Origin of the sequence: Burkholderia sp. ABCPW 11 (assembly GCF_001523445.1) — a bacterium.
Taxonomy (GTDB): domain Bacteria; phylum Pseudomonadota; class Gammaproteobacteria; order Burkholderiales; family Burkholderiaceae; genus Burkholderia.
This window is the reverse complement of record NZ_LOVM01000036.1, coordinates 18,329-43,717: the sequence shown is the minus strand read 5'-3', so window position 1 is coordinate 43,717 and position 25,389 is coordinate 18,329. Positions and strand designations below refer to the sequence as shown.

The 25,389-nt window shown below is 67.8% G+C and carries 22 protein-coding genes and 1 tRNA gene; 15 read left to right on the top strand and 8 right to left on the bottom strand.

Annotation, left to right across the window (positions count from 1 at the left end):
- Positions 1-28: 28 nt before the first annotated feature.
- Entirely contained in the window at positions 29-1,042 is a 1,014-nt protein-coding gene (locus WS61_RS16105) for a D-2-hydroxyacid dehydrogenase family protein (protein WP_034208703.1), read from the bottom strand.
- Between the two features lie 427 nt (positions 1,043-1,469).
- Here WS61_RS16105 and WS61_RS16100 point away from each other — a divergent pair, with 427 nt between their 5' ends.
- Positions 1,470-2,519: a LysR family transcriptional regulator gene (locus WS61_RS16100; protein WP_034208702.1), complete on the top strand. Its 1,050-nt coding sequence runs from the start codon at positions 1,470-1,472 to the stop codon at positions 2,517-2,519.
- A 108-nt stretch (positions 2,520-2,627) separates the two neighbouring features.
- Here the strand turns inward: WS61_RS16100 and WS61_RS16095 are convergent, their stop codons facing one another.
- The 3 genes from WS61_RS16095 to dprA all read right to left on the bottom strand — a co-directional run bounded on the left by WS61_RS16095 (position 2,628) and on the right by dprA (position 7,150).
- Complete coding sequence (locus tag WS61_RS16095) at positions 2,628-5,225, bottom strand: DNA topoisomerase III (RefSeq protein ID WP_059501444.1); 2,598 nt, start codon at positions 5,223-5,225, stop codon at positions 2,628-2,630.
- Between the two features lie 194 nt (positions 5,226-5,419).
- The gene (locus WS61_RS16090; protein WP_059501442.1) at positions 5,420-5,800 is read right to left on the bottom strand and encodes a thioredoxin family protein; all 381 of its coding nucleotides are present in this window, start codon (positions 5,798-5,800) and stop codon (positions 5,420-5,422) included.
- Positions 5,801-5,836: 36 nt separating this feature from the next.
- A complete protein-coding gene (gene dprA / locus WS61_RS16085) occupies positions 5,837-7,150 on the bottom strand; it encodes a DNA-processing protein DprA (protein WP_059501440.1) in 1,314 nt (437 codons plus the stop codon).
- A 185-nt stretch (positions 7,151-7,335) separates the two neighbouring features.
- Here dprA and def point away from each other — a divergent pair, with 185 nt between their 5' ends.
- From def to WS61_RS16015, 14 genes are all read left to right on the top strand, one after another.
- Positions 7,336-7,839 (top strand): peptide deformylase, encoded by a 504-nt coding sequence (gene def, locus WS61_RS16080; protein ID WP_006477461.1) that lies wholly within the window; start codon positions 7,336-7,338, stop codon positions 7,837-7,839.
- A 34-nt stretch (positions 7,840-7,873) separates the two neighbouring features.
- Positions 7,874-8,857, top strand: a complete 984-nt coding sequence (gene fmt / locus WS61_RS16075; RefSeq protein WP_059501438.1) for a methionyl-tRNA formyltransferase — start codon at positions 7,874-7,876, stop codon at positions 8,855-8,857.
- 119 nt (positions 8,858-8,976) lie between these two features.
- Positions 8,977-9,618 (top strand): LysE family translocator, encoded by a 642-nt coding sequence (locus WS61_RS16070; protein ID WP_059501436.1) that lies wholly within the window; start codon positions 8,977-8,979, stop codon positions 9,616-9,618.
- 100 nt (positions 9,619-9,718) lie between these two features.
- A complete protein-coding gene (htpX, locus tag WS61_RS16065; RefSeq protein WP_006485774.1) occupies positions 9,719-10,576 on the top strand; it encodes a zinc metalloprotease HtpX in 858 nt (285 codons plus the stop codon).
- 250 nt (positions 10,577-10,826) lie between these two features.
- The gene (gene rsmB, locus WS61_RS16060; protein WP_059501508.1) at positions 10,827-12,218 is read left to right on the top strand and encodes a 16S rRNA (cytosine(967)-C(5))-methyltransferase RsmB; all 1,392 of its coding nucleotides are present in this window, start codon (positions 10,827-10,829) and stop codon (positions 12,216-12,218) included.
- The gene (locus tag WS61_RS16055; RefSeq protein ID WP_059501434.1) at positions 12,215-12,805 is read left to right on the top strand and encodes a DUF4390 domain-containing protein; all 591 of its coding nucleotides are present in this window, start codon (positions 12,215-12,217) and stop codon (positions 12,803-12,805) included. The genes rsmB and WS61_RS16055 overlap by 4 nt, the downstream gene beginning before the upstream one ends.
- The gene (gene esaS / locus WS61_RS16050) at positions 12,795-15,209 is read left to right on the top strand and encodes a sensor histidine kinase EsaS (protein WP_059501431.1); all 2,415 of its coding nucleotides are present in this window, start codon (positions 12,795-12,797) and stop codon (positions 15,207-15,209) included. The genes WS61_RS16055 and esaS overlap by 11 nt, the downstream gene beginning before the upstream one ends.
- Positions 15,210-15,911: a response regulator transcription factor EsaR gene (gene esaR / locus WS61_RS16045; RefSeq protein WP_006495385.1), complete on the top strand. Its 702-nt coding sequence runs from the start codon at positions 15,210-15,212 to the stop codon at positions 15,909-15,911.
- A 60-nt stretch (positions 15,912-15,971) separates the two neighbouring features.
- Positions 15,972-16,047 (top strand) — tRNA-Phe (locus WS61_RS16040).
- Positions 16,048-16,398: 351 nt separating this feature from the next.
- Positions 16,399-17,133 carry a 7-cyano-7-deazaguanine synthase QueC gene (gene queC, locus WS61_RS16035; RefSeq protein WP_059501429.1) on the top strand — a complete coding sequence of 245 codons (735 nt, stop codon included), beginning with the start codon at positions 16,399-16,401 and terminating at the stop codon, positions 17,131-17,133.
- Between the two features lie 76 nt (positions 17,134-17,209).
- A complete protein-coding gene (gene queE, locus WS61_RS16030) occupies positions 17,210-17,842 on the top strand; it encodes a 7-carboxy-7-deazaguanine synthase (protein ID WP_006482565.1) in 633 nt (210 codons plus the stop codon).
- An 18-nt stretch (positions 17,843-17,860) separates the two neighbouring features.
- Positions 17,861-18,313, top strand: a complete 453-nt coding sequence (gene queD / locus WS61_RS16025) for a 6-carboxytetrahydropterin synthase QueD (protein ID WP_027785754.1) — start codon at positions 17,861-17,863, stop codon at positions 18,311-18,313.
- Between the two features lie 331 nt (positions 18,314-18,644).
- Entirely contained in the window at positions 18,645-19,430 is a 786-nt protein-coding gene (locus WS61_RS16020) for an HpcH/HpaI aldolase/citrate lyase family protein (protein WP_006495381.1), read from the top strand.
- A complete protein-coding gene (locus WS61_RS16015) occupies positions 19,427-20,179 on the top strand; it encodes a tetratricopeptide repeat protein (RefSeq protein WP_059501428.1) in 753 nt (250 codons plus the stop codon). Before WS61_RS16020 ends, WS61_RS16015 begins: the two co-directional genes overlap by 4 nt.
- A 67-nt stretch (positions 20,180-20,246) precedes the next feature.
- Here the strand turns inward: WS61_RS16015 and rodA are convergent, their stop codons facing one another.
- From rodA to mreC, 4 genes are all read right to left on the bottom strand, one after another.
- Positions 20,247-21,395 carry a rod shape-determining protein RodA gene (gene rodA, locus WS61_RS16010; RefSeq protein WP_034208688.1) on the bottom strand — a complete coding sequence of 383 codons (1,149 nt, stop codon included), beginning with the start codon at positions 21,393-21,395 and terminating at the stop codon, positions 20,247-20,249.
- A gap of 11 nt (positions 21,396-21,406) precedes the next feature.
- Positions 21,407-23,692, bottom strand: coding sequence for a penicillin-binding protein 2 (mrdA, locus tag WS61_RS16005; RefSeq protein ID WP_059501426.1), 2,286 nt, complete (start codon positions 23,690-23,692; stop codon positions 21,407-21,409).
- Positions 23,693-23,793: 101 nt separating this feature from the next.
- The gene (gene mreD, locus WS61_RS16000; RefSeq protein ID WP_059501424.1) at positions 23,794-24,306 is read right to left on the bottom strand and encodes a rod shape-determining protein MreD; all 513 of its coding nucleotides are present in this window, start codon (positions 24,304-24,306) and stop codon (positions 23,794-23,796) included.
- Entirely contained in the window at positions 24,303-25,361 is a 1,059-nt protein-coding gene (gene mreC, locus WS61_RS15995; protein ID WP_059501422.1) for a rod shape-determining protein MreC, read from the bottom strand. Before mreC ends, mreD begins: the two co-directional genes overlap by 4 nt.
- Between the last annotated feature and the right edge of the window lie 28 nt (positions 25,362-25,389).

Genomic DNA, 25,389 nt, shown 5'->3' with positions numbered 1-25,389 from the left:
GGCCGCGCGGCGTGCGCAGCCCGTGCGATCAGCGCTTGCGGATCGGCGTCAGCGCTTCCGGGTTCGCGACGCTCGACATGTCGCCGTCGTCGAACGCGAGAATGTTGCGGAAGGCGGCACTGAAATACAGCTCGTAGCTTTCGCGTTCGACGTAGCCGATGTGCGGCGTGCAGATCACGTTTTCCATCCGCAGCAGGCTGTAGCCCTGCAGGATCGGCTCGCTTTCGAACACGTCGATCGCGACCATCCCCGGACGGTTGTGCGACAGCGCGTTGACGAGCGCGTTGTCCTCGAGCAACTCGGCGCGGCTCGTGTTGACGAGCAGCGACGTTGGCTTCATCCGCATCAGGTCTTCCTGCTTCACGATCCCGCGCGTGTCGTCGTGCAGGCGCAGGTGCAGCGACAGCACGTCGCTCTGCTCGAACAGGGCTTCGCGGCTCTCGGCGGCCGTGTAGCCGTCGGCGCGCGCGGCTTCGAGCGAATGCTCGCGGCCCCAGATCAGCACGTTCATCCCGAACGCCTTGCCGTAACCGGCGACGAGCCGGCCGATCTTGCCGTAGCCCCAGATGCCGAGCGTCTGGCCGCGCAGCACCTGGCCGAGGCCGAAGTTTGGCGGCAGCGCCGACGTCTTCAGGCCCGACTGCTGCCACGCGCCCTGCTTCAGGTTCGCGACGTACTGCGGGATGCGGCGCTGGGCGGCCATCACGAGCGCCCAGGTCAGCTCGGCCGGCGCGACCGGCGAACCGGTGCCTTCGAGCACCGCGATGCCGCGGTCGGTACACGCGTCGAGATCGATGTGGCTCGACACGCGGCCGGTCTGGCTGATCATGCGCAGGTTCGGCAGCTTCGACAGCAGCTGCGAAGTAATCGGGGTCCGTTCACGAATCAGCACGAGCGCCTCGACTTCCGCCAGACGGCTGGCGAGCTGTCCCAGGCCGCGCACCGTATTGTTGAAGACCTTTACGTCGTGGCCGGCGAGCATCTCGAAGCAGTTCAGCTTGCGGACGGCGTCCTGGTAATCGTCGAGGATGGCAATTTTCATGGTGAACGGGGTGTCGCGCGTTGAAAGCGGCACGGGCGGCGGCGCACCTTGCGCACCCGCTCTGCCCGGCCGGGGCCGACATGATGCAACGTCGGCCGCTTTCGTGGTGTCTTTTTAACAGGTTGTTACGCTCCGCCGCAATCGGCGCCGGCCATCCCCGCCGCCACTCGCGCGCCATGCGAACGGGTGCGCTGTTGTGTCGCATCAAACACGTCTTTTCTGATTCGGCCGCTTCCTCGACGAGGTTCACCCAATTGTTGCTCCAAGCAGAATAATTGGATCAACTATCCGCGGAAGCCGAGGATTTTTGACTATTTTTATCGTCAACCGGCCCCTTGTTGAGCAACTCTGCATCTTTTCCGCTGTCGTAGGAGAATTACGCATTTGCTTCATCTTTTTGAAGTTGTAACAGCGGCAGGAGTCGTTTATGGATCATTTGCAGTCGATGCGCGTGTTCGTCAAGGTTGCAGATCTCGGCAGTTTCGCGCGGGCCGCGAGCGCAATGGATATCTCCAACGCGGTCGCGACGCGCCACGTCGCCGATCTGGAAGGCCGGCTCGGCACGCGTTTGCTCAACCGCACCACGCGCAGCCTCTCCCTGACGGAGTCGGGTCAGGTCTATCTGGAGCGTGCCCGCCAGATCCTCGACGAGCTCGAGGACGTCGAGCAGATGGTCGTCGCACGCAATCACGAGCCGGTCGGCACGCTGCGCATCGTTGCGCCGGTCGTATTCGGCCTGCACAACCTCGCTCCCGTGCTGCAGTCGTACACGGAGAATTTCCCCAAGGTGGTGCCGGATCTCACGCTGGTCGACCGGCAGGTCGATCTCGTCGAGGAAGGCTTCGACGTCGGCATCGTCGTCACGCGCCAGATGCGCAGCGCGAGCATCGTCACGCGGCGTCTCACCACCGGTTGCATGACCGTGTGCGCGACGCCGAGCTATCTGGAGAAGCACGGCGTGCCGATTCATCCGGAACAGCTCGCCGAGCACCCGGCCTTGAGCCTGCCGACCGAATACTGGGGCGACGAGCGTGTGTTCACGGGGCCGGACGGCGAAGTGCGCGTGCGCCCGACCAACGTGATCGTCGCGAACAACACCGCGATGCTGCGCCAGTTCGCGTTGCTCGGAATGGGCGTCGCGATCCTGCCGAGCTACCTGATCGGCAGCGACATCGCGCGCGGCGCGCTCGTGCGGCTGCTGCCGGAATTCCGGCTGCCGCAGGTCGAGATCAACATCGCCTACCCGAGCCGGCGCCACCTGCCGGCCAAGGTGCGCACGTTCATCGACCACCTCGTCGAACATTTCAGCCACTCGACCGACGCGATGATGGGCGAGCAGTGGGCCGCGCAGGGCGCGACGCCGCCGCCGATTGGCGTGGAGATGCGGGCCGAGCAGCCCGAGTCGACCGATCCGAACCTGCAGCCGCGTCTTGCACGCTCGCCGCGCACGCGCGTGGCGGTGCCGTCGCCGCTGTAACGGCTCGGCGGGCGGCACGAAAAAAAACGCGGATCGATCGATCCGCGTTTTTTTATGGCTGCGTGCCGGTGCCGGACGCGCCGCGAGCGGCGCCCTGCGGCCGGGGCGTCACGAACCCGTCTTGCGCGCCGCCGTCTTGCGAGCGGCGGTCTTGCGTGCCGGTGCCGGTTTCTCTTCGGCGCCTTCGGTCACGGTTTCGGCATCCTTTGCCGCCGATTTAGCCGTTTTCTTCGCGGCGGCGGCCTTCGGCTCCTTCTTCTCGAACTCGAAGCCGATCTTGCCGTCCGGCTGCTTCACGAGGAACGCCTTGAAGTTGCGGCCGGTACGCGACGACTTGAAGTTCGGCAGCAGATCCGTGCGACCGTCGGCAAGCAGCTTGCCCATCTGCTCGCGCGTGATTTCCTGCTGCAGGATCACCTTGCCCGAGCGGAAGTCGCAGGTCTTCGGGTTCGCCACCGAGTGCTCGCACACGTAGCTCATCCCGTGCTCGAACACGCGGCCCTTGCACTTCGGGCACGCGCCGACCGGTTCCTGCGCGGAGAAGTCGGGCGCTTCGCCTTCCTCGCCGCCCTGGTCCTGGCCGAAATCGAACTCGAGCTTGTAGTTCTTCGTCTCGTCGTCGAACGACAGCTTGAGGATCGCCGAGAACGGGCGGCCCATCTTGCTGCGGAACCCCGACAGCGGCCCGATTTCCTTCTTCTGCAGCAGCTCCTCGACTTCCGGGATCTCGAATTGCCGGCTGCCCGGAATCTTCGAGATCGAGAACTCGCACTTCGTGCACGCAAAGCGGCGGTAGTTTTCCTTCACCTGGCCACCGCAGTTCGGGCACGGTGTCTCGAGGGTCGCATAGTCGCCGGGGATCGTGTCCGAATCGTATTCCTTCGCGCGCTTGACGATCTGCTGCGTCATGCGGGCGATTTCCTGCATGAACGCGTCGCGGCCGAGATTGCCGCGCTCCATCTGCGACAGCTTGTATTCCCATTCGCCGGTGAGCTCGGGCGCCGTGAGTTCCTTCACGCCGAGGCCGCGCAGCAGCGTCATCAGCTGGAATGCCTTCGCGGTCGGGATCAGTTCGCGGCCTTCGCGCAGCAGATACTTCTCGCCGAGCAGGCCTTCGATGATCGCCGCGCGCGTGGCCGGCGTGCCGAGGCCCTTCGCTGCCATCGCCTCGCGCAGCTCGTCGTCCTCGACCAGCTTGCCCGCGCCTTCCATCGCCGACAGCAGCGTCGCTTCCGAGTAGCGTGCGGGCGGCTTCGTCACCAGCGCGACGGCGGCGATCTCGTCCGTCTTCACCTTCTCGTCCTTCTGCACCGGCACGAGGTTCGCGTCCGCGCCTTCGGCGTCGCGGCCGTACACCTGCAGCCAGCCCGGCTCGACGAGCACCTTGCCTTCGGTCTTGAAGTGATGGCCGGCGACTTCGGTGATCCGGGTCGTCACGCGGAATTCGGCTGCCGGGAAGAACACCGCGAGGAAGCGCTTCACGACCATGTCGTACAGCTTCTGCTCCGGCTCGGACAGCGACTTCGGCGCCTGCAGCGTCGGGATGATGGCGAAGTGGTCGCTGATCTTCGAGTTGTCGAAGATCCGCTTGTTCGGCTTCACCCAGCCCTTGTCGAGCACCTGCTTCGCATGCGGCAGGTAGTTGTGGCTCTCCTTGAGCATCTCGAGCGTGGACTGGACCGTCGACAGGTAGTCTTCCGGCAGCGCGCGCGCATCGGTACGCGGGTAGGTCAGCACCTTGTGCTTTTCATACAGCGCCTGCGCGAGGCCGAGCGTGTTCTTCGCGGAGAAGCCGAAGCGGCTGTTCGCCTCGCGCTGCAGGCTCGTCAGGTCGAACAGCAGCGGCGACAGTTGCGTCGACGGCTTCGATTCCTCGGACACCGTGCCGACCTGGTCGCGGCAGGCGGCGACGATCGTTTCGGCGGCCGGCAGGCTCCACAGGCGGGAGTCGCGCTTTTCCGGATCGAATTCGTCGCGCTTGAATTTCGGGTCGAACCACTTGCCTTCGTAGAAGCCGGCCGCGCACGCGAATTCGGCCTTCACCTCCCAGTAGTCGCGCGGGACGAAGCGACGGATTTTCTCTTCACGTTCGACGACGATCGACAACGTTGGCGTCTGAACCCGGCCGACAGTGGTCAGGAAGAAGCCGCCGCCCTTGCTGTTGAACGCGGTCATCGCGCGGGTGCCGTTGATCCCGACGAGCCAGTCGGCTTCCGAGCGGCAGCGGGCGGCGTCGGCGAGCGGTTGCATGTCCGAGTCGCTGCGCAGGTTCGCGAACCCGTCGCGGATCGCCTGCGGCGTCATCGATTGCAGCCACAGACGCTGGACGGGCTGTTTCGCCTTCGCGTGCTGCGCGATCAGGCGGAAAATCAGCTCGCCTTCGCGCCCCGCGTCACATGCGTTGATCAGGCGGTCGACGTCCTTGCGCTTCATCAGTTTCGTGAGCACCTTGAGGCGCGACTCGCTTTTTGCGATCGGGTTCAGGTCGAAATGCGGGGGAATGACGGGCAGATGCGCGAAGCTCCATTTCCCGCGCTTGACCTCGTACTCCTCCGGGGCTGCGATTTCCAGCAGGTGGCCGACAGCGGACGAAAGGACGAAATCGTCGCTCTCGTAATACTCGTCATGCTTGGTAAAACCGCCCAAAGCGCGTGCGATGTCGTTCGCGACAGAAGGCTTTTCCGCAATGATCAGTGCTTTGGACATGACAGGTGTGTGTTGGTAGACCGGGTTCGCCGGTTGTGGGTCCCTTTTACGACCGCTTTATAGCACACGCCGCAGCGACGGCGGCTCGGCGTGTAAAAAGCGGCTCATCATAGAGGGGTGCCGCAACGGCGGCAAGCGCCCGGCGCCGCGGGGCGCGCAAACATGCGCAAAAACTGCCGCTCCGGGCCGCGAATTCAGGCTTCGACGTTCAGGAGGTTGCGCAATTTCGGTGCGTGCGGCGCACCGGGCACCGCGCTCAAGTCGGACAGCATGCGCTCGACGATCGCCGCGTGCGGCAGCACCGTGCCGAAGAAGCGCGCGGTATGGGCGTCCTCGATCAGGATGGTCGGGAAGTTCTCGACGTCGAGATCGTCGAGCCGGTCGGCATGGGTTTCGATGTCGATCCAGGCGAAGCAGACGTCCGGATGCGCGTCGGCGAGCCGGTCGAAGGCGCTCCGGTAGTCGCGGCACGTGCCGCACCACTCGGCGCACAGGCAGGCCACCAGCAACGTGCCGGGATCGGCGAGGCGCTCGGCGATCCGATCCGCATCGGTGTCGAGATTCAGCGCGGGCATGGAATTCCTTGGATATCGTCGGCGGCCGGGCCGCCCCTATGGCGGGGAATGTAGCACGCCCCGCGCGGACGGGGTGGGCGCCGCGTCGAGCCGCGCGAAGCGTCCGCCAGGGACGCTCGCGATGCGGCCGGCCAGTTCCAGCGCGAGCAGCGCGCCATGCAGCACGTCGTCGGGCAGGCCACTGTGCTCGGCGAGCCATTCGTACGTAACGGGGCCGTATCCGAGCGCGGCGAGCACCGCTTGTTCCGACGGATCGCCCGGTGGCGGGGCTTCGGATCGGGGCGGCGCGGCGGCCGAGACGGCGCGATCCGCTTGCGCGACGCCGGCAGGGGCGGGCGCGCGGATTTCGCCAGCGTTCGCGCGCGGGTTGCCGGCGCGCGCCGCGCCGCCCGTTGTGCGCACCGCCGGCTCGCCGAGCCCGTATTCCTCGAGCACGTCGAGCGGCGCCGCGGTGAGCTTTGCGCCGTCGCGGATCAGCGCGTGGCAGCCCTGCGCGAGCGGCGCGTGGATAGAGCCGGGCACCGCGAACACATCGCGCCCCAGTTCGTTCGCGAGCCGCGCGGTGATCAGCGAGCCCGAGCGCGGGGCGGCTTCGACGACGAGCACGCCGATCGCGAGCGCGGCGATCAGCCGGTTGCGCTGTGGAAAATGCGCGGCACGGGCCGGCGTGCCGAGCGGCCATTCCGACACGATCGCGCCGTGCGCGGCGATCTCGTGGGCGAGCGCGCGGTGGCGCGCCGGATAGACGAGATCGGCGCCCGTCGCGATCACCGCGACGGTGCCCGACCGGCCGTCGAGCCCGCCGCGATGGGCGGCGCCGTCGATTCCGAGCGCAAGTCCCGAGACGATCGCGAGACCCGCGTCGGACAACGCGTGGGCGAAATGCGTTGCGTCGGCGAGCCCCTGCGGCGTCGCATGGCGGCTGCCGACCACGGCGAGGCCGCGTGCGTGCAGCAGGTCGAGCCGCCCCTTTACATATAGCAGCGGCGGCGGATCATGCAGATCGCGCAGCCGCGGCGGGTAGGCCGGATCGCTCAGCGTGACGAGCACGTTGCCCGGCCCGTCGAGCCAGGCGAGCGCGGCGTCGGTGCGCGTATCGAGATCGTCGCGCTCGCTCGCGCGCACGGCTTGCGCGGCGGCGGGGCCGCTCACGGCGGCGATGGCCTGGTCGGACGCGCACAGCACCGCCGCCGGCGAACCGAATGCCGCGAGCAGCGCCTGCAAGACGGCGGGCGAGAGGCCGGGCGCATGCGCGAGCTGCAGCCATGCGCGCAGCGCGGAGGGCGTCAGCGCTTGCGGCGACATGAGGGGGCCCTCGAATGCGGCGGCCAGCGCAGCGCGTGGCGCCATGATAAAATTTTCATCATCCGAAATACTCGACAGGGCCGTGCGCGCAGGCGCCCGGCCGATTGCAGGAGGCGCGATCCGCGGCATTGATATGCCACGCATCCGCCTCATCTTCATTGCATCCCGGCGGCGGCGCCAGCCGGCCGGATGGCCGATGCGGCACGCCGCTTCACCGAATACCGAACGCCATGGCTTTGCTCAATATTCTTCATTACCCCGACAAGCGGCTGCACAAGGTCGCCAAACCCGTCGACAAGGTCGACGACCGGATCCGCAAGCTCGTCGCCGACATGGCCGAGACCATGTACGCGGCGCCGGGCATCGGCCTGGCGGCCACGCAGGTCGACGTGCACGAGCGCGTGATCGTGATCGACGTCTCCGAGGAGAAGAACGAGCTGCGCGCGTTCATCAACCCGGAGATCGTGTGGTCGAGCGACGCGAAGCAGATCTATGAAGAGGGGTGCCTGTCGGTGCCGGGCATCTACGACGAAGTCGAACGCCCCGACCACGTGCGCGTGCGCGCGCTCAACGAGCAGGGCGAGACCTTCGAGCTCGACTGCGAAGGCCTGCTCGCCGTGTGCGTCCAGCACGAGATGGATCACCTGATGGGTCGCGTATTCGTCGAATACCTGTCGCCGCTCAAGCAGACGCGTATCAAGACGAAGATGAAGAAACTCGAACGCGCGATGTGATGCGCGTACGCCCAGCCCGACCCCGAACGCTGTCATGACCCATACGTTGCGCGTGATTTTTGCCGGCACGCCGGAATTCGCCGCGGCTGCCCTTGCCGCGATCCACGAGGCCGGTTTCCCGGTGCCGCTCGTGCTCACCCAGCCCGATCGCCCGGCCGGCCGCGGGATGAAACTCCAGGCGAGCGCCGTGAAGCGCTACGCGGTCGAGCACGGGATGACCGTCGCGCAGCCGCCGTCGCTGCGCCGCGCGGGCAAGTATCCGGCGGAGGCGGCCGACGCGATCGGGCTGCTGCGCACGACGCCGCACGACGTGATGGTGGTGGCCGCGTACGGCTTGCTGCTGCCGCAGGAGGTGCTCGACATCCCGCGCGCCGGCTGCATCAACATCCACGCGTCGCTGCTGCCGCGCTGGCGCGGCGCCGCACCGATCCATCGCGCGATCGAAGCCGGCGACGCCGAGACCGGCGTCACGCTGATGCAGATGGATGCCGGCCTCGACACCGGTGCGATGATCGAGGAGGCGCGCATCGCGATCGCGCCCGACGATACGACCGCGACGCTGCACGACCGGCTCGCCGCCGACGGCGCGCGGCTGATCGTCGACGCGCTCGTGCGGCTCGAGCGCGACGGCACGCTGCCGGCGACGCCGCAGCCGGCCGACGGCGTGAGCTACGCGGAAAAGATCGGCAAGCACGAAGCGGCGCTCGACTGGCGCAAGCCCGCCGACGTACTCGCGCGCCAGGTGCGTGCGTTCGATCCGTTCCCGGGCGGCGTCGCGACGCTCGACGGTGCGGCCATCAAGCTGTGGGCGGCCGAGCCCGTGGCGGCGCGCGGCGATGCGGCGCCCGGCACGATCGTCGAGGTCGCGCCGGAAGGCGTGGTGGTCGCATGCGGCAGCGGCGCGCTGCGCGTCACGCAGTTGCAGAAGCCGGGCGGCAAGCGGCTGCCCGCGCGCGAATTCCTCGCCGGTTCGCCGCTCGCCGCGGGCCAGCGTTTCGCGCTGCCCGACGTCGACTGACACGGCCTGAGCGTCTTCGACCGGGTTCGCCGGCCCCGCGCAACTGGCCGGACGGCCGAGTCGCGCGGGGCCGCAGGCACGCGTAGAATTTCCCTGCGCTTTCCGGTTTCGAGGTTTTCATGTTCGGCATCGTCCATTTCGGCTTCTTCGTGCTCGCGGTTTTCCTGCTGAACATCACGCCCGGCCCCGATACGGCCTACATCATCGGCCGCAGCGTCGCGCAGGGTCGCGGCGCGGGGCTGATGTCGGCGTTCGGTATTTCGGCCGGCTGCTGCGTCCACGCGCTCGCATGTGCATTCGGCCTGACCGCGCTGCTGGCGGCGTCGGCAACCGCGTTCACGGTGATCAAGCTGGTCGGCGCCGCATATCTGATCTATCTCGGCGTGCGGATGATCGTCGCGAAGCAGGCCGCCGCGCCGTCGGGCGCCGAAGCCACGCAGGCCGCGGCCGCCAAGCCGCTGCGCCAGCTGTTCATGCAGGGTTTCTGGACCAACGTGCTGAATCCGAAGGTCGTGCTGTTCTTCGTGTCGTTCTTCCCGCAGTTCGTGTCGGCCGACAGTCCGAACAAGGCTTGGGCATTCCTGACCCTCGGCGCGGTGTTCGTCGCGATGAGCACGGTCTGGACGAGCCTCGTCGCGTGGGTGACGGGCAGCGTCACGCAGCGCTTTGCCGGCAAGCCGGGCGTCAAGAAGTGGCTCGACCGCACGGTCGGCAGCGCTTTCGTCGGCCTCGGCCTTCGTCTTGCGAGTTCGCAACGCTGAGATTGAATTTTTCCGGCGAGACCTTATCTAACAAATCGCTTACAATTTTCCGCCGTGCGCTGTGATGCGCGGCGGGTCCCCTGACGGATAAGGAGTGGGTATGTTCAATTGGGTCAAAACGGCGATGCTGATGGCCGCGATCACGGCCCTGTTCATCGTGATCGGCGGGATGATCGGCGGCTCTCGCGGCATGACGATCGCGCTGCTGTTCGCGCTCGGCATGAATTTCTTCTCGTACTGGTTCTCCGACAAGATGGTGCTGCGCATGTACAACGCGCAGGAAGTCGACGAGAACACGGCGCCGCAGTTCTACCGGATGGTGCGCGAGCTGGCCACGCGCGCGAATCTGCCGATGCCGCGCGTCTACCTGATCAACGAGGACGCACCGAACGCGTTCGCGACGGGTCGCAATCCCGAGCACGCGGCGGTTGCCGCGACGACGGGCATCCTGCGCGTGCTGTCGGAGCGCGAGATGCGCGGCGTGATGGCGCACGAGCTCGCGCACGTGAAGCACCGCGACATCCTGATCTCGACGATCACCGCGACGATGGCGGGCGCGATTTCGGCGCTCGCGAACTTCGCGATGTTCTTTGGCGGACGCGACGAGAACGGCCGGCCGGCCAACCCGATCGCGGGTATCGCGGTCGCGCTGCTCGCCCCGATTGCGGGCGCCTTGATCCAGATGGCGATTTCGCGGGCCCGCGAGTTCGAGGCCGACCGAGGCGGCGCGCAGATTTCCGGCGATCCGCAGTCGCTGGCCACCGCACTCGACAAGATCCATCGCTATGCGGCGGGCATCCCGTTCCAGGCAGCCGAAGCGCATCCGGCCACCGCGCAGATGATGATCATGAACCCGCTGCACGGCGGTGGCCTGCAGAACCTGTTCTCGACGCACCCGGCCACCGAGGAGCGCATCGCACGCCTGATGGAGATGGCGCGCACCGGCCGCTTCGATTGATGCCCCCGCGTACCGCGCGCGGCCGTTGCCGTGCGCGGGCCGCTCCGCCACCCCGCATGCTTCGCGCTGCGGGGTGTTTCATTTGCGCGCGCCGTAAAGGGGCCAAAGGGGGCGGCATGACCGCACGCTACAATGCGCGGTTTGGGATCGCAGGGCCATGTGGCGGCCGCGATCCCGCCGTTTGCCGCCGCCGCTTGCCGCATTTGTTTGCCGCACCCGATTGCGGCGCTTGTTTGCCGATTCCGCACCGATGACACGACCCCGTTTTTCCGCTCCGACTTCTTCCGGCCGCCCGGCGCGCCTGTCTGCGCTGCACCTGTCGCCCGATTCGCTCGGCTTCGCGCTCGACGCGGCCGCGCAGGCTGTCGATGCGGTGCGACGCGGCACCGCGTTGCCGGCGGCACTGTCGGCGGTGTTCGCGCAGATGCCGCCCGGTGCGCAGGCGCTCGCGCGCGGTGCGACCCAGGACGTCGCCTACCGGACGATGCGCCGCTTTGGCAGCGCGGACTGGCTGATCGGCAAGTTCGTCGGCAAGGCGCCGCCCGCGCACGTGCACGCGGTGCTCGCCGGCGCGTTCGCGCTGCTGCTCGACCCGGCGGACGAGGCCGCGTACCCGGCATTCACGGTGGTCGACCAGGCCGTCACCGTCATCGGTGCTCGGCGCGAATTCGCGTTCGCGAAAGGGATGGTCAACGCGGTGCTGCGCCGTTTCCTGCGGGAGCGCGACGCACTCGCCGCGGCGATGCAGGACGATCCGGTCGCGCACTGGAACTACCGCGCGTGGTGGGTCGATGCGGTGAAGCGCGCATGGCCGGACGCGTGGCAGGCGATCCTCGCGGCCGGTGAGCGTCAGGGGCCGTTGACGCTGCGCGTGAACGCGCGTCGTGCGAGCGTCGATGCGTATCTCGACACGTTGCGCGCAAGCGGGATCGACGCAACCGCGATCGGCCGGCATGCCGTGCGGCTCGCATCGGCGCTGCCGGTGGATCGCATTCCGGGGTTCGCCGACGGCGTGGTGTCGGTGCAGGACGCCGGCGCGCAACTCGCGGCCGAATGGCTCGGCGCGCGTGACGGCATGCGCGTGCTCGACGCGTGCGCGGCGCCCGGCGGCAAGACCGGCCATATTCTCGAGCTCGCCGATGCGGACGTCGTGGCGCTCGAAAGCGACGCGACGCGCGCGGCGCGCATCGGCGAGAATCTCGTTCGCCTGTCGCTCGCAGCGAGCGTGTGCGTCGGCGACGCGGGCACGCCGGACGCGTGGTACGACGGGCGCCCGTTCGATCGCATCCTGGCTGACGTGCCGTGCTCGGCGTCCGGCATCGTGCGGCGGCATCCCGACATCCGTTGGCTGCGCCGCGAGGCCGACATCCCGGCGCTCGTCGCGGAGCAGCGTCGCATCCTGTCGGCGCTGTGGCCGCTCGTGAAGCCGGGCGGCGAACTGCTTTACGTGACCTGTTCGATCTTTCCTGAGGAAGGCGAATGGCAGGCCCGCTGGTTTGAAGCGGCCTGCGAAGATGCGGTACGATTGGACGCCCCTGGCCAACTGCTGCCGGGCGGCGTGCAGGGGCGGGCGGCCGCCGGCGCACTCGACCAGAACATCGATCACGACGGATTTTTCTACGCGCGGTTTCAGAAACGGTGACGATCAAACACCTTTTTCCATTTCGGCTCGCGGCCGTCTTGCTGGTCGCGTTGACGCTGTGCCTGGTCGTCGTCCGGCCGGCGCATGCCGAATCGATCGCCGTGCAGCGCGCGTCGCTTCAGTCGGACGGAAGCGGCTGGAGCCTGGACGCGCGTTTCGACTTCGAGCTGAATCCGAGCCTCGAGGATGCCGTCAACAAGGGCATCCCGCTTTACTTCACGACCGACTTCGAACTGAGCCGCGCGCGCTGGTACTGGTTCGACGAGCAGCCGGTGGCGGTCACGCAGACGATCCGCCTGTCGTTCCAGCCGCTCACGCGCGAGTACCGCGTGTCGACGGGCGGCCTGCAGCTTGGCTTCCCGTCGCTGAAGGATGCGCTCGCGGTGGTTCGTCACATCACGTCGTGGCACGTGATCGACCGCAACCAGGTGCGCGCGGGCGAAACCTACACGGCGTCGGTGCGGATGCAGCTCGATACGGCGCTGATGCCGAAGCCGTTCCAGGTCGATGCCGTGAACAATCGCGACTGGACGCTCGGGTCGGACTGGAAGCGCTTCAACTTCACGGTGACCGAACGTGCTAAATAAAGTACGCCGCGCGGCCAGCGGGAAGAGCCTCCTCATCCGCGTGATCGTCTCGACCGTCGCGCTGACCGCGCTGCTGTTGCTCGTGCTGCTCGCGGCTGCGAGTGCGAACACCGAATTCTTCGACCGCTACTACTCGTGGCTGTACGCGACGAACATCGTCGTCGCGCTCGTGTTCCTGCTCGTGGTGCTCGGGCTGATCGGGATGATCGTCGTGCGCCTGAGGAAGGGCAAGTTCGGCACGCGGCTGCTCGCGAAGCTCGCGGTGTTCTTCGCGCTCGTCGGCGTGGTGCCGGGCGGGATCATCTACGTCGTGTCGTACCAGTTCGTGTCGCGCAGTATCGAGTCGTGGTTCGACGTGAACGTCGAGACGGCGCTGACGGCCGGGCTGAACCTCGGCCGCGGGATGCTCGATGCGTCGCTGTCCGATCTGCAGACGAAGGCGCGGCTGATGTCCGACCAGCTCGCGAGCGTCGATGCGAACACGAACGGCACGACGCTCACGCTGCTGCGGCTGCGCGACCAGTTCGGCGTGCAGGACGCGACGATCGTCGAGCCGAGCCGCGGCGGCTCGGGTGCGGCGCCCGACCTTCACATCGTCGCGCAGGCGTCGGGCAATTTCGCGGCGCTGATTCCGGACGACCTGCCGACGCCGCTGATGCTGAGCCAGGCGCGCGAACACGGCGCGTATGCGGCGATCGAGGGCGAAGTCGACGGCGACCCGCGCGCGCATGGCGCGAAGGGCGCGCTGCGGCTGCGCGTCGTGCGGCCGATTCCCGATGCGACGACGTCGCTGCTGCAGCCGGCGGAGCGGTTCCTGCAGCTCACGCAGCCGGTGCCGCCGACGCTCGCGCACAACGCGGACGCCGTGCAGCGCGCGTACCGCGAGTACCAGGAAAAGTCGCTCGGCCGCACGGGCCTGCGCAAGATGTACATCGGCACGCTGACGCTCGCGCTGTTCCTCGCGACCTTCATCGCGATGATGCTCGCGCTCGCGCTCGGCCAGCAGCTCGCGCGGCCGCTGTTCCTGCTCGCGCAGGGCACGAAGGAGATCACGGAAGGCGACTACACGCCGAAGCGCGAGATCAAGACGCGCGACGAGCTCGGCTTCCTCACGCAGTCGTTCAACGCGATGACGCGCCAGTTGTCCGAGGCGCGGCTCGCGGTCGAGAAGAACCGCATCGCGCTCGAGCATTCGAAGACATATCTCGAAAGCATCCTCGCGAACCTGACGGCCGGCGTGTTCGTGCTCGACCGCCAGTTCCGGCTGACGACGGCCAATCGCGGCGCCGAGCGGATCTTCCGGCAGCCGTTCAACTCGCTGATCGGTACGACGCTCGACCGGATCGGCGTGGCCGCCGGGTTCGGCGCGATGGTGCGCAAGGCGTTCGCCGATCGCGAGGCGGCGTCCGACGGCGGCAGCGGCGATCGCGGCCACTGGCAGCAGCAGTTCGCGATCGAGGTGCCGGGCGAAACCGAGCCGCTGACGCTGCTCGTGCGCGGCACGCGTCTCGTGTCGACGGTCGAGGGGCAGGCCGATGATCCGCAGACGTCCGGTTACGTCGTCGTGTTCGACGACATCTCCGACGTGATTTCCGCGCAGCGTTCGGTCGCGTGGGGCGAGGTCGCGCGGCGGCTCGCGCACGAGATCAAGAATCCGCTGACGCCGATCCAACTGTCGGCCGAGCGGCTGCAGATGAAGCTGTCCGACAAGCTCGCACCGCACGACGCGGACGTGCTCAAGCGCGGCGCGACGATGATCGTGAACCAGGTGGCCGCGATGAAGCGGATGGTCGACGATTTCCGCGAATACGCGCGCACGCCGCCGGCGGTGCTCGCGAACCTGCAGTTGAACGAACTGGCGAGCGAGGTGCTCGGGCTCTACGGCGTCGGCGAAGGCAAGAGCGCGATCGTCGCCGAGCTCGCGCCGTCACTGCCGGTGATTCGCGGCGACGCGACGCAATTGCGCCAGGTGATTCACAACCTGCTGCAGAATGCGCAGGATTCGGTCGCGGAGTCCGCGCATCCGCGTGTGTTGATCGAAACCAAGACAGTAGAATATGGCGACCCCGACGCCGAGGGCAAAACGCGCGTCGCGGTACGTCTGACCGTGTCCGACAACGGGCCCGGTTTTCCGGCACGCATCCTGACGCGCGCGTTCGAGCCTTACGTGACGACGAAGGCGAAGGGCACGGGGCTCGGGCTGGCCACGGTCAAGAAAATCGTTGACGAGCACGGCGCGCGGATCGATCTGCGCAATCGCATGCACGGCGAGACCGTCGAGGGTGCGCAGGTGTCGATCCTCTTCCTGCAGATGGCGAGCGATACGCCAGGCGCCGAATCCGGTGCACAGGACGGGGCGACTCCCGCCAAGACAAAAGCAAGTGAGCAGACAAAGGCAGCGTAAATGGCAACCATCCTGGTGGTAGATGATGAAATGGGCATCCGGGAATTGCTCTCGGAAATCCTCAGCGATGAAGGACATGTCGTCGAGGCGGCGGAGAACGCGCAGGCCGCGCGGGAATACCGGCTGAATCAGGCGCCCGATCTCGTGCTGCTCGATATCTGGATGCCCGATACCGACGGCGTCACGCTGCTCAAGGAATGGGCGGCGCAGGGGCTGCTGACGATGCCCGTGATCATGATGTCCGGGCACGCGACGATCGATACCGCCGTCGAGGCGACCAAGATCGGTGCGCTCGATTTCCTCGAGAAACCGATCGCGCTGCAGAAGTTGCTGAAGTCCGTCGAGCACGGTCTCGCACGCGGCGCGGCGCCGGTGTCCGCGAACGCGGCGGCGAAGGCGGGCGGCGGGCAGGCCGCGGGGCCGGCGGCGGTCGCGTCGGCGGCGGCGCTGCCGACGCTCGGCGACGACATGGCGTCGGCGCTCGGCCTCGCAGGCCAGACGGCCGCGATCCCGTTCGACATCCCGTTGCGCGAAGCGCGCGATGCGTTCGAGCGCGCGTACTTCGAATATCACCTCGCGCGCGAGAACGGCAGCATGACGCGCGTCGCGGAGAAGACGGGCCTCGAGCGCACGCACCTGTATCGCAAGCTCAAGCAGCTCGGCGTCGAGCTCGGCAAGAAGCCGTCCGAAGGCGCGCTGTAAAATATTTTGCGAAAGCACTTGCTCAGGGGCGAATAGCTCGATATACTTTCATTCTTCGTTGGCCCGGTAGCTCAGTTGGTAGAGCAGCGGATTGAAAATCCGCGTGTCGATGGTTCGATTCCGTCCCAGGCCACCAGCATTTAAAACCCCAAGAATCGGAAGGTTCTTGGGGTTTTTCGTTTGTGGTGGGTATTGCGTGCCGTGGGCGGCGAGCCCGGCAGCATTCGCCGGGGCATGATAAAATCCGTGCCCGCTCAATGACTTAGCGCATCGCTTCATGTGCATGGCAGGCCGCCTGCGGTGCGCCTGCCGTGGCGCGCGGCAACGATGCCGCGCGATGAGCGGTATAAGCGCGCCGCCGCATTCGCGGCTGACCGCGCTGCCTATACTGGTCGAGCCGGCGCAGGCCGGCCGCGTCGGGCCGCCCGGCGGCAGCCGGCCTCGGGGCGCAGTGCGACGCGAGCCTACACATTCACGGAGTATCACGGTGATTCGGACAGACGCTAAAGACGGCGCGCTCGTGTTGTTTTCCGGCGGCCAGGACTCGGCCACGTGCGTGGCATGGGCCCTCGAACGCTACCAGACGGTCGAGACGCTCGGCTTCGATTACGGTCAGCGCCATCGCGTCGAACTCGAGTGTCGCGAAGGCGTGCGCGAAGCGCTGAAGCGCAAGTTTCCCGCGTGGTCGGACCGGCTCGGCGACGATCACATGATCGACCTGTCGGTGCTCGGCGCGATCAGCGATACCGCGATGACGCGCACGATCGAGATCGAGACGGCGGCAAACGGCCTGCCGAACACGTTCGTGCCGGGCCGCAACCTGATGTTCATGACGATCGCCGCCGCGATCGCCTATCGCCGCGGGCTGCGCGTGCTGGTCGGCGGGATGTGCGAGACCGACTTTTCGGGCTATCCGGACTGCCGCGACGACACGATGAAGGCGCTGCAGGTCGCGCTGAATCTCGGGATGGATACGCGCATGGTGCTCGAGACGCCGCTGATGTGGCTCGACAAGGCGCAGACCTGGCAGCTCGCCGAACAGCTCGGCGGCGAGGCGCTCGTCGAACTGATCCGCGTCGAGACGCACACGTGCTACGTGGGCGAGCGCGCGGAACTGCACGACTGGGGCTTCGGCTGCGGCGAATGCCCGGCCTGCAAGCTGCGCAAGCGTGGCTACGAGGCTTACCTGAAGGGCGAGCGGGTGACCGAAGCGCCGCTGTGACGCGGCTGCGCGGGCAAGCGCTTGATGGACAACGGATTCTGATCGACAACGAGCGGCGCAAGCCGGACGAAGCACGATGACTTACGCGGTCAAGGAAATTTTCTACACGTTGCAGGGCGAGGGCGCGAATGCGGGCCGGCCGGCCGTGTTCTGCCGGTTCGCCGGCTGCAACCTGTGGTCGGGCCGCGAAGAGGATCGTGCGGAGGCCGTGTGCCGCTTCTGCGATACGGACTTCGTCGGCACCGACGGCGAGAACGGCGGCAAGTTCAAGGACGCCGCGGCGCTCGTCGCGACGATCGCCGGCCTGTGGCCGGAGGGCGAAGCGCACCGCTTCGTTGTCTGCACGGGCGGCGAGCCGATGCTGCAGCTCGACCAGCCGCTCGTCGACGCGCTGCATGCGGCGGGCTTCGAGATCGCGATCGAGACCAACGGTTCGCTGCCGGTGCTCGAATCGATCGACTGGATCTGCGTGAGCCCGAAGGCCGACGCGCCGCTCGTCGTCACGAAGGGCAACGAACTGAAGGTCGTCGTTCCGCAGGACAACCAGCGGCTGGCCGACTACGCGAAGCTCGATTTCGAGTATTTTCTCGTGCAGCCGATGGACGGCCCGTCGCGCGACCTCAACACGAAGCTCGCGATCGACTGGTGCAAGCGTCATCCGCAGTGGCGGCTGTCGATGCAGACCCATAAATATCTGAACATTCCCTGAGCCACGGCTTTTGACATCGTGCTGATTACCCGAAAACTCGAATTCGACGCGGGCCACCGCATTCCCGATCACCGCAGCCAGTGCAGGAACCTGCACGGCCATCGCTACGTGCTCGAAATCACGCTGCGCGGCGATCTCGTCGATACCGAGGGGGCGCCCGACCGCGGCATGGTGATGGATTTCGCCGACGTGAAGGCGCTCGCGGTCGAGCATCTCGTCAGCAAGTGGGACCACGCGTTCCTGGTCTATGCGCGCGACGAGGTCGTGCGCTCGTTCCTCGAGCAGATGGCCGACCACAAGACCGTCGTGCTCGACCGGATCCCGACCGTCGAGAACCTCGCGGCGATCGCGTTCGACCTCCTCGCGAACGTGTACGACGCGCACTACGGCGTGAACCTGCGCCTCGAGCGCGTGCGCCTGTACGAGACGCCGAACTGCTGGGCCGACGTCGAGCGCCAGCCCGGCCGCTGACCCTGCCCTCCCGCGAGGCAGCCCCGCCGTCCGGCGCGGGCCGCCTCGTCGCTGCCGCCGCCGGCTCGCCTTCCTCCGCGCTGTGCCGGTACGGCTTCCCCGTCAGTTCCCGCATCGAGCACCCCGCCGCGCTATGATCGTCGTGCGGCACCGGAAAACGCTCGCGTGAGCGATTTCGCGGCCCGCGCTGTCAGATCGGCCGGCCCGATCCGACTCACGTTCTCCGGCGCGCGATCCGCCGCCGCCATGCTTCGGTTGCCCGGCGGCGCGCGTTTCGCTTCGCCTGTTGCTTGTCCCGTTCGATTGCCGTTCCGTTCCGGAGGCCGTATCGATGAGCACGCTCACCAATTCCCTCAAACAACGCCTGCGCGACGGTGACGAGCCGCTGTACGGCCTGTGGCTGTCGCTCGGCAGCGACTCGGCCGCGGAAGCGCTCGCGCATGCCGGTTACGACTGGCTCTGCATCGACATGGAGCATGCGCCGAACGACAGTCGCGACGTGGCGTCGCAACTGCGCGCGATCGCCGCGGCGCACCTGCCGAGCGAACCGGTCGTGCGCGTGCCGGCGCGGGAGCCGTGGCTCGTGAAGCGCGCGCTCGACGCCGGCGCGCGCACGCTGATGTTCCCGTGTATCGAGACGCCCGACGACGCCGCGCACGCGGTGCGGCTCACGCGCTTTCCGTCGCCCGAATCGCCCGACGGGCTGCGCGGGGTCGCAGGCATGGTGCGCGCGGCGGCGTTCGGCATGCGCCGCGACTACCTGCAGACGGCGAATGCGCAGGTCGCGGTGATCGTGCAGGTCGAATCGGCACGCGGCGTCGACGAAGTCGAGCGGATCGCGGCGACGCCCGGTGTCGATTGCCTGTTCGTCGGCCCGGCCGATCTCGCGGCGAGCCTCGGGCATCTCGGCGATATCCGCCACCCGGACGTCGAAACCGCGATGGCGCGCGTGCTCGCGGCCGGCAAGCAGGCCGGCGTCGCGGTCGGCATCTTCGCCGGCGACACGGCGGCCGCGCGCCAGTATCGCGAGGCCGGTTACCGGATGATCACGGTGTCGGCCGACGTGAGCTGGCTGCTGCGCGCGACGCGGCAGGCGTTGCAGGAGGTGCGGTCATGAACGGCGCAGACGGTGCGTGCCGCCGGCGCGCGCGGCTCGGGGCGATGGTCGGCCTGTGGGCCGTGTGTGCGGCGGCCGTCGCACAGGGCGCACCGCAAGCGAAGCCCGATCCGTCGCACGAAACGCAATCGGCGGTCGCCGACTACAACGCCGGCGACTATCGCGCGGCGCTGGTGCAATTCCACGATGCGGCCGAGCGCGGCGATCGCCTCGCGCAGTTCAACTACGCGATGATGCTGCTGACGGGGGAAGGCGTGACGGCGAACGTCGACGAAGGGCTGCGCTGGCTGAAGCGCGCGGCGGACGCGAACATGTCGCATGCGCAGTACGTATACGGCCGGATGTTCGACGACGGCGAGTTCGTCGCGCGCAACCCGGCCGAAGCGCATCGCTGGTTCCTGCGGGCCGCGAAGCAGGGGCACGTGCAGGCCGAGCTGTCGCTTGCGAACCAGTTCCTCGACGGGCGCGGCACGCCGCGCGACAACCGGCAGGCGTTCGCGTGGTACAAGCAGGCCGCCGACGCGGGCGAGCCCATCGCGCAGTACGTGACCGCGTCGTTCTACGAGCGCGGCGGCGACGGCGTCGCGCAGAACCTGAACATCGCACGCGCGTATTACGCGGCGGCAGCCGCGCAGGGCGACGAGACGGCCGAGCTGAAATTCAAGGAGTTGAGCGCGCGGCTGAAGGTGCCGACGCCGGCGTCGGGCGCCGGCGCGGAACAAGGCAAGCCGCACGCGCCGACGCAGTAAGTACCCGCGCCCAATGAAAAACGGCGCCGGAGCGCCGTTTTCGTGTGCCGCGGTGCGGGCCGCGCGCTCAGCTCTTCATCAGCCGCCGCTGCCGCCCGACGCTCATGATCATCCCGATCGCGATGCCGAGCGTCGTGAGCGCGGTGCCGCCGTAACTCATGAACGGCAGCGGCACGCCGACGACCGGCAGCACGCCGCTCACCATCCCGATGTTGACGAACGCGTAGACGAAGAACGCGAGCGTGAGCGAGCCCGCGAGCAGCCGGCCGAACAGCGTCGCGCCTTGCGCGGCGATGTAGAGCCCGCGCGCGATCAGCGCCATGTACAGCGTCAGCAGCACGAGGCCGCCGGCGAGCCCCCATTCCTCCGAGAACACCGCGAAGATGAAGTCGGTGTGTTTCTCCGGAATGAATTCGAGGTGCGCCTGCGTGCCTTTCAGGTAGCCCTTGCCGAGCACGCCGCCCGAGCCGATCGCGATCACGGCCTGGATCGTGTGGAAGCCCTTGCCGAGCGGGTCGGACGTCGGATCGAGCAGCGTGCACACACGGTGCTTCTGGTAATCGTGCATCAGCGGCCACTGCACTTCGGGCTGGCAGATGCGCTCTTCGAACACGGCGATCGAGCCGACCGCGATTACGCCCGCGACGAGCACCGGCACGATCAGCTTGAACGACAGGCCGGCGAGGTAGATCACGAAGAAGCCGGCCGCGAACACGAGCAGGCCCGTGCCGAGGTCGGGCTGCTTCGCGATCAGGCCGACCGGCACCAGCAGGATCCCGAACGCGGCGACGAAGTCGTACCAGCGCAGCCCGCCTTCGCGACGCTGGTAGTACCACGCGAGCATCAGCGGCGTCGCGATCTTGAGGATTTCCGACGGCTGGATCACGACGCCGACGTTCAGCCAGCGCTTCGCGCCCTTCTTGGTCATCCCGAACAGCGCGACGGCGATCAGCAACGTGACCCCGAACGTGTAGAGCGGGACCGCGAAGCGCATCAGCGTGGTTGGCGGGATGTTGGCGATCACCCACATCAGCACGAACGTCAGCAGGATGTTGCGCAACTGGTCCTCGACGCGGCCCGGCACGTCGATCGACGCGCTGTACAGCGTGACGATGCCGACGCACAGCAGCAGGAACACGATGAGCGCGAGCGGGCGGTCGAACCCCGCGAACATCTGCTTGATCTTGTCGAGCCAGGCGCGCTTGTCGAATTGCATGCCTTTCTCCGTCAATGAGCGGTGCCGGCGTCCGCCGCTTTCGCGGGGGCCGTCGCACGGTGGTTGTCGTCCCGCGGCGCGGCGACGAGCGGTTGCGCGTCGCTCGCGGGCCGGCGCGGCCGGTGCGGGCGCCGGATCGGCGGCAGGCTTGCGGCCATTGGCGCCGCGGCGCTCGCGTCGGCCGGCGGCGTGGCAGTGGCGCCGGCGCCGGCCGTACCGGAGGCCGCCGATGCGGCCGATGCCGCCTCGGCCGCGCTGGCCGCCGACGGCACGACCGGCTGCGGCAGCGCGGTGAAGCCGGCCGCGATGGTGGCGGGCTTCGAGGTGTCGCCGACCACGGGCGCGCTCACCGGCTCGGTGGCCGACGCCGCGGCGGCCACGGCCGCGGCTTCGTTTTTCGGGTTCTGGCGTTCGACGAGATAGTAGTCGAGCACGCGACGCGCGATCGGGCCGGCGGCCTGGGCGCCCCAGCCGCCGTTTTCGACGACCAGCGCGACGGCGATCTGCGGGTGGTCGACCGGCGCGTACGCGATGAACAGCGCGTGGTCGCGCAGGTGTTCGGCGAGCAGGTGGCCCTTGTAGTTCGAGCCCTGCAGCGAGAACACCTGCGCGGTGCCGGTCTTGCCGGCAGCGAGGTACGGCGCGCCGCGGAACACCTTGTACGCGGTGCCGGACGGGTTTTCGATCACGTTCTCCATCCCGCGCTTCACGACGTCGATGTCGGCCGCCTTCAGCGGGATCACGTCGCTTTCCTTCGGCACGGTCAGGTGGCGCGCGCGCGAGATCGGATCCTCGACTTCCTTCACGAGGTGAGGCTTCATCACGACGCCGTTGTTCGCGAGCGTCGCGGTCGCGTGCGCGAGCTGCAGGATCGTGAACGAGTTGTAGCCCTGGCCGATCCCGAGGCTGATCGTCTCGCCGTCGAACCACTTCTGCTGCGCTGCCTTCTTGAATGCCTTCTTCTTCCAGTCGGTCGACGGCAGGATCCCGCGCGCCTCGCCCTGGATGTCGATACCGGTGATCTGGCCGAAGCCGAACGGCTTCATGAAGTTCGCGATCGCGTTCACGCCGAGGTCGCGCGCGAGCATGTAGAAGTAGGTGTCGTTCGACACCATGATCGCCTTGTTCATGTCGACCCAGCCCTGGCCCGAGCGCACGTCGTTGCGGAACGTGTGGCCGCCGAAGGTGAAGTAGCCGGGATCCTGGAAGCCCCAGCCCGGCGTGCGCTTGCCGAGCGTCAGGCCGGCGAGCGCCATGAACGGCTTGTACGTCGAGCCGGGCGGGTAGGTGCCGTGCAGCGGGCGGTTCAGCAGCGGCTTGTCGGGCGAGTTGTTCAGCTCGTCCCAGGTCTGCTGGTCGATGCCGTCGACAAACGAATTCGGGTCGAAGCTCGGCGACGACACGAATGCGAGCACGTCGCCCGTCTTCGGCTCGATCGCGACGAGTGCGCCGCGCTTGCCCGCGAACGCCTGCTCGGCAACCTGCTGCAGCCCGATGTCGAGCGACAGCACGAGGTTGTTGCCGGGCGTCGCCTGCGTGCGCGACAGCGTGCGCACCGGCCGGCCGCCGGCCGTCACCTCGACTTCCTCGAAGCCGGTCAGCCCGTGCAGCTCGGTTTCGTAGCTCTGCTCGACGCCGATCTTGCCGATGTAATCGGTGCCCTTGTAGTTGTTCGCGTCGCGGCGCGGATCGTAGTGTTCCTGGTCGCTGTCGTTGTCGTCGCTCATCGCGTCGATGCGATCCTGGTCGCGCTTCGAGATCCGGCCGATGTAGCCGATCACGTGCGCGGCCGTCATGCCGAGCGGGTACTGGCGGAACAGCCGCGCGCGCACGTCGACGCCGGGGAACCGGAAACGCTGCGCGGTGAAGCGCGCGACTTCCGCGTCGGTGAGGCGCGTACGGATCGGCAGGCTCTCGAAGTTCTTCGAGTCTTCCTGCAGCTTCTTGAAGCGGCGGCGGTCGCGTGCGTCGATCGGGACGATCTCGGACAGCTTGTCGATCGTGTTGTCGAGCGTGTCGTCGAGCTTCGACGGCGTGATCTCGAGCGTGTACGCCGAGTAGTTCTTCGCGAGGATCACGCCGTTGCGATCGGTGATGATCCCGCGGTTCGGCACGATCGGCGCGACCGAGATGCGGTTTTCCTCGGCCTGCAGCGCGTATTTGCCGTGCTGCATCAGCTGCAGGTAGAAGAAGCGGCTCGCGAGCAGCCCGAAGCAGACGAACACGAACACGCCCGCCGCCGCGACGCGCAGGCGGAACCTCGAGAGCTGCTGTTGGGTGTCGTTGAATTCGGTCATTTAAGGGCAATCTGGCCCGCGCGCAGGCGCAGGCGAGGTGCCGCCCCGGAGCGCGGCGCGCGGCGGGCGTGGGGGCGGCGGGTATTCAAGGTCGGTCCGGCTCAGATCGGGCGCGTATCGTCCGGGTCGACCGGGCGGCGTTGCGGCATCAGCAGCAGATGGCTCGCGATCGGCCACAGCGCGGCTTCGACGAAACCGTCGACCAGATAGCGCCAACCGGGGAACGCGGCGCCCATCATCAGGCGGATCACGAACGGGACGAGCTGCGCGCCGACCAGCAGCGGCGTGACGTACAGCACCTGCACGCCGATCGGCATCCACAGCACGCGGCGGTGGATCGTGATCGCGCCGTACGACAGCAGCGTATAGGCGAGCGCGTGCTCGCCGAGCAGCCCCGCGTCATGCACGTCCATCAGGATGCCGAGCGCGAACGCGACGCCCATCCCGACCTTGCGCGGCTGGTGGACGTTCCAGAACAGCAGCACGAGCGCGACGAAGTCGGGCACGCCGGGCAGGCGGCCCCACGGCATCAGGTTCAGCAGGAACGCGGCGGCGAGGCTGAAGACGATGAAGTACGGATTGACCGGCTGCAGGATGTATTGCGGGCGGTTCATCGCTGGGCTCCCGATTGCCCGGCGGCGGGCTTGGCCGGCGCGGCGGGGGCGGCCGGCGCCGGTTTCGCAACGGCCGGCTGGGCCGCGGCGGCCGGTTTCGCGTTCGCGTCGGCCTTCTCGGCCTTGTCGGCTTTTTCGGCCTTCGCGGCGGCTTTCGCGCCCTTCTTGCCCTTCGCGTTCTTGTCGGCGGCGGGATCGGGCTCGGCCGGGCGCGGCGGGATGTCGTTCCGGTAATGCAGCACGAGCATCTGGCGCGCGCCGCGCACGGCCGCGACCGGTGCGCACGTCACGCGGGCGAACGCGGTATCGGCGAGCTTGTCGACGCGCACGACCTTCGCGACCGGCAGGCCGGGCGGATAGACGCCGTCGAGGCCGCTCGTGACGAGCTCGTCGCCGGCGACGAGATCCGCGCTCGTCGGCACGAAGCGCAGGTCGAGCGAATCGCCCTTCGGCGTGCCGTAGATCACGCTGCGCAGGCCGGTGCGCAGCACCTGCACGGGAATCGCGAGATCGCGGTCGGTGACCAGCGTGACCTCGGATTGCAGCGGGAACACGCGCGTGACCTGGCCGACCACGCCGTCCTCGCTGACGACGGGCGAGCCGTCCTGGATGCCTTGCTGCGAGCCTTGCCCGACCACGATCTTCTGCGTGAACGGATCGCTCGTGTCGTACTGGATCTCGACCGGCGTCGATTGCGTCGCGATGTGCTGGCGCAGCTCGAGCACCGCGCGCAGGTGCGCGTTTTCCTGCGCGAGCACGGCGGCCTGGTTGGCCTGCGTGGACAGCTGCAGGTTGCGCTTGCGCAGGTCGTCGTTCTCGTGGCGCAGCGACGCGCCGGTGACGGCCATGTCGGCCGCGCCCATGAACAGGTCGCGCGGGACGAGCGCCGCGCGTTGCAGCGGATAGAGCACGGTGCCGAGCACGCCGCGGACGATTTCGAGCGTGCTGAAGCGCGCGTCCGACACGAGGAGCGCGATGGCGAGGGCGACGAAGAAGATGAGCCGCGCGAGCGCGGGCGGACCTTGCTTGAAGAGGGGCGGCGGACTGTATTCCATGGTCGGCGCCGGGCGCGTGTGATCGGTT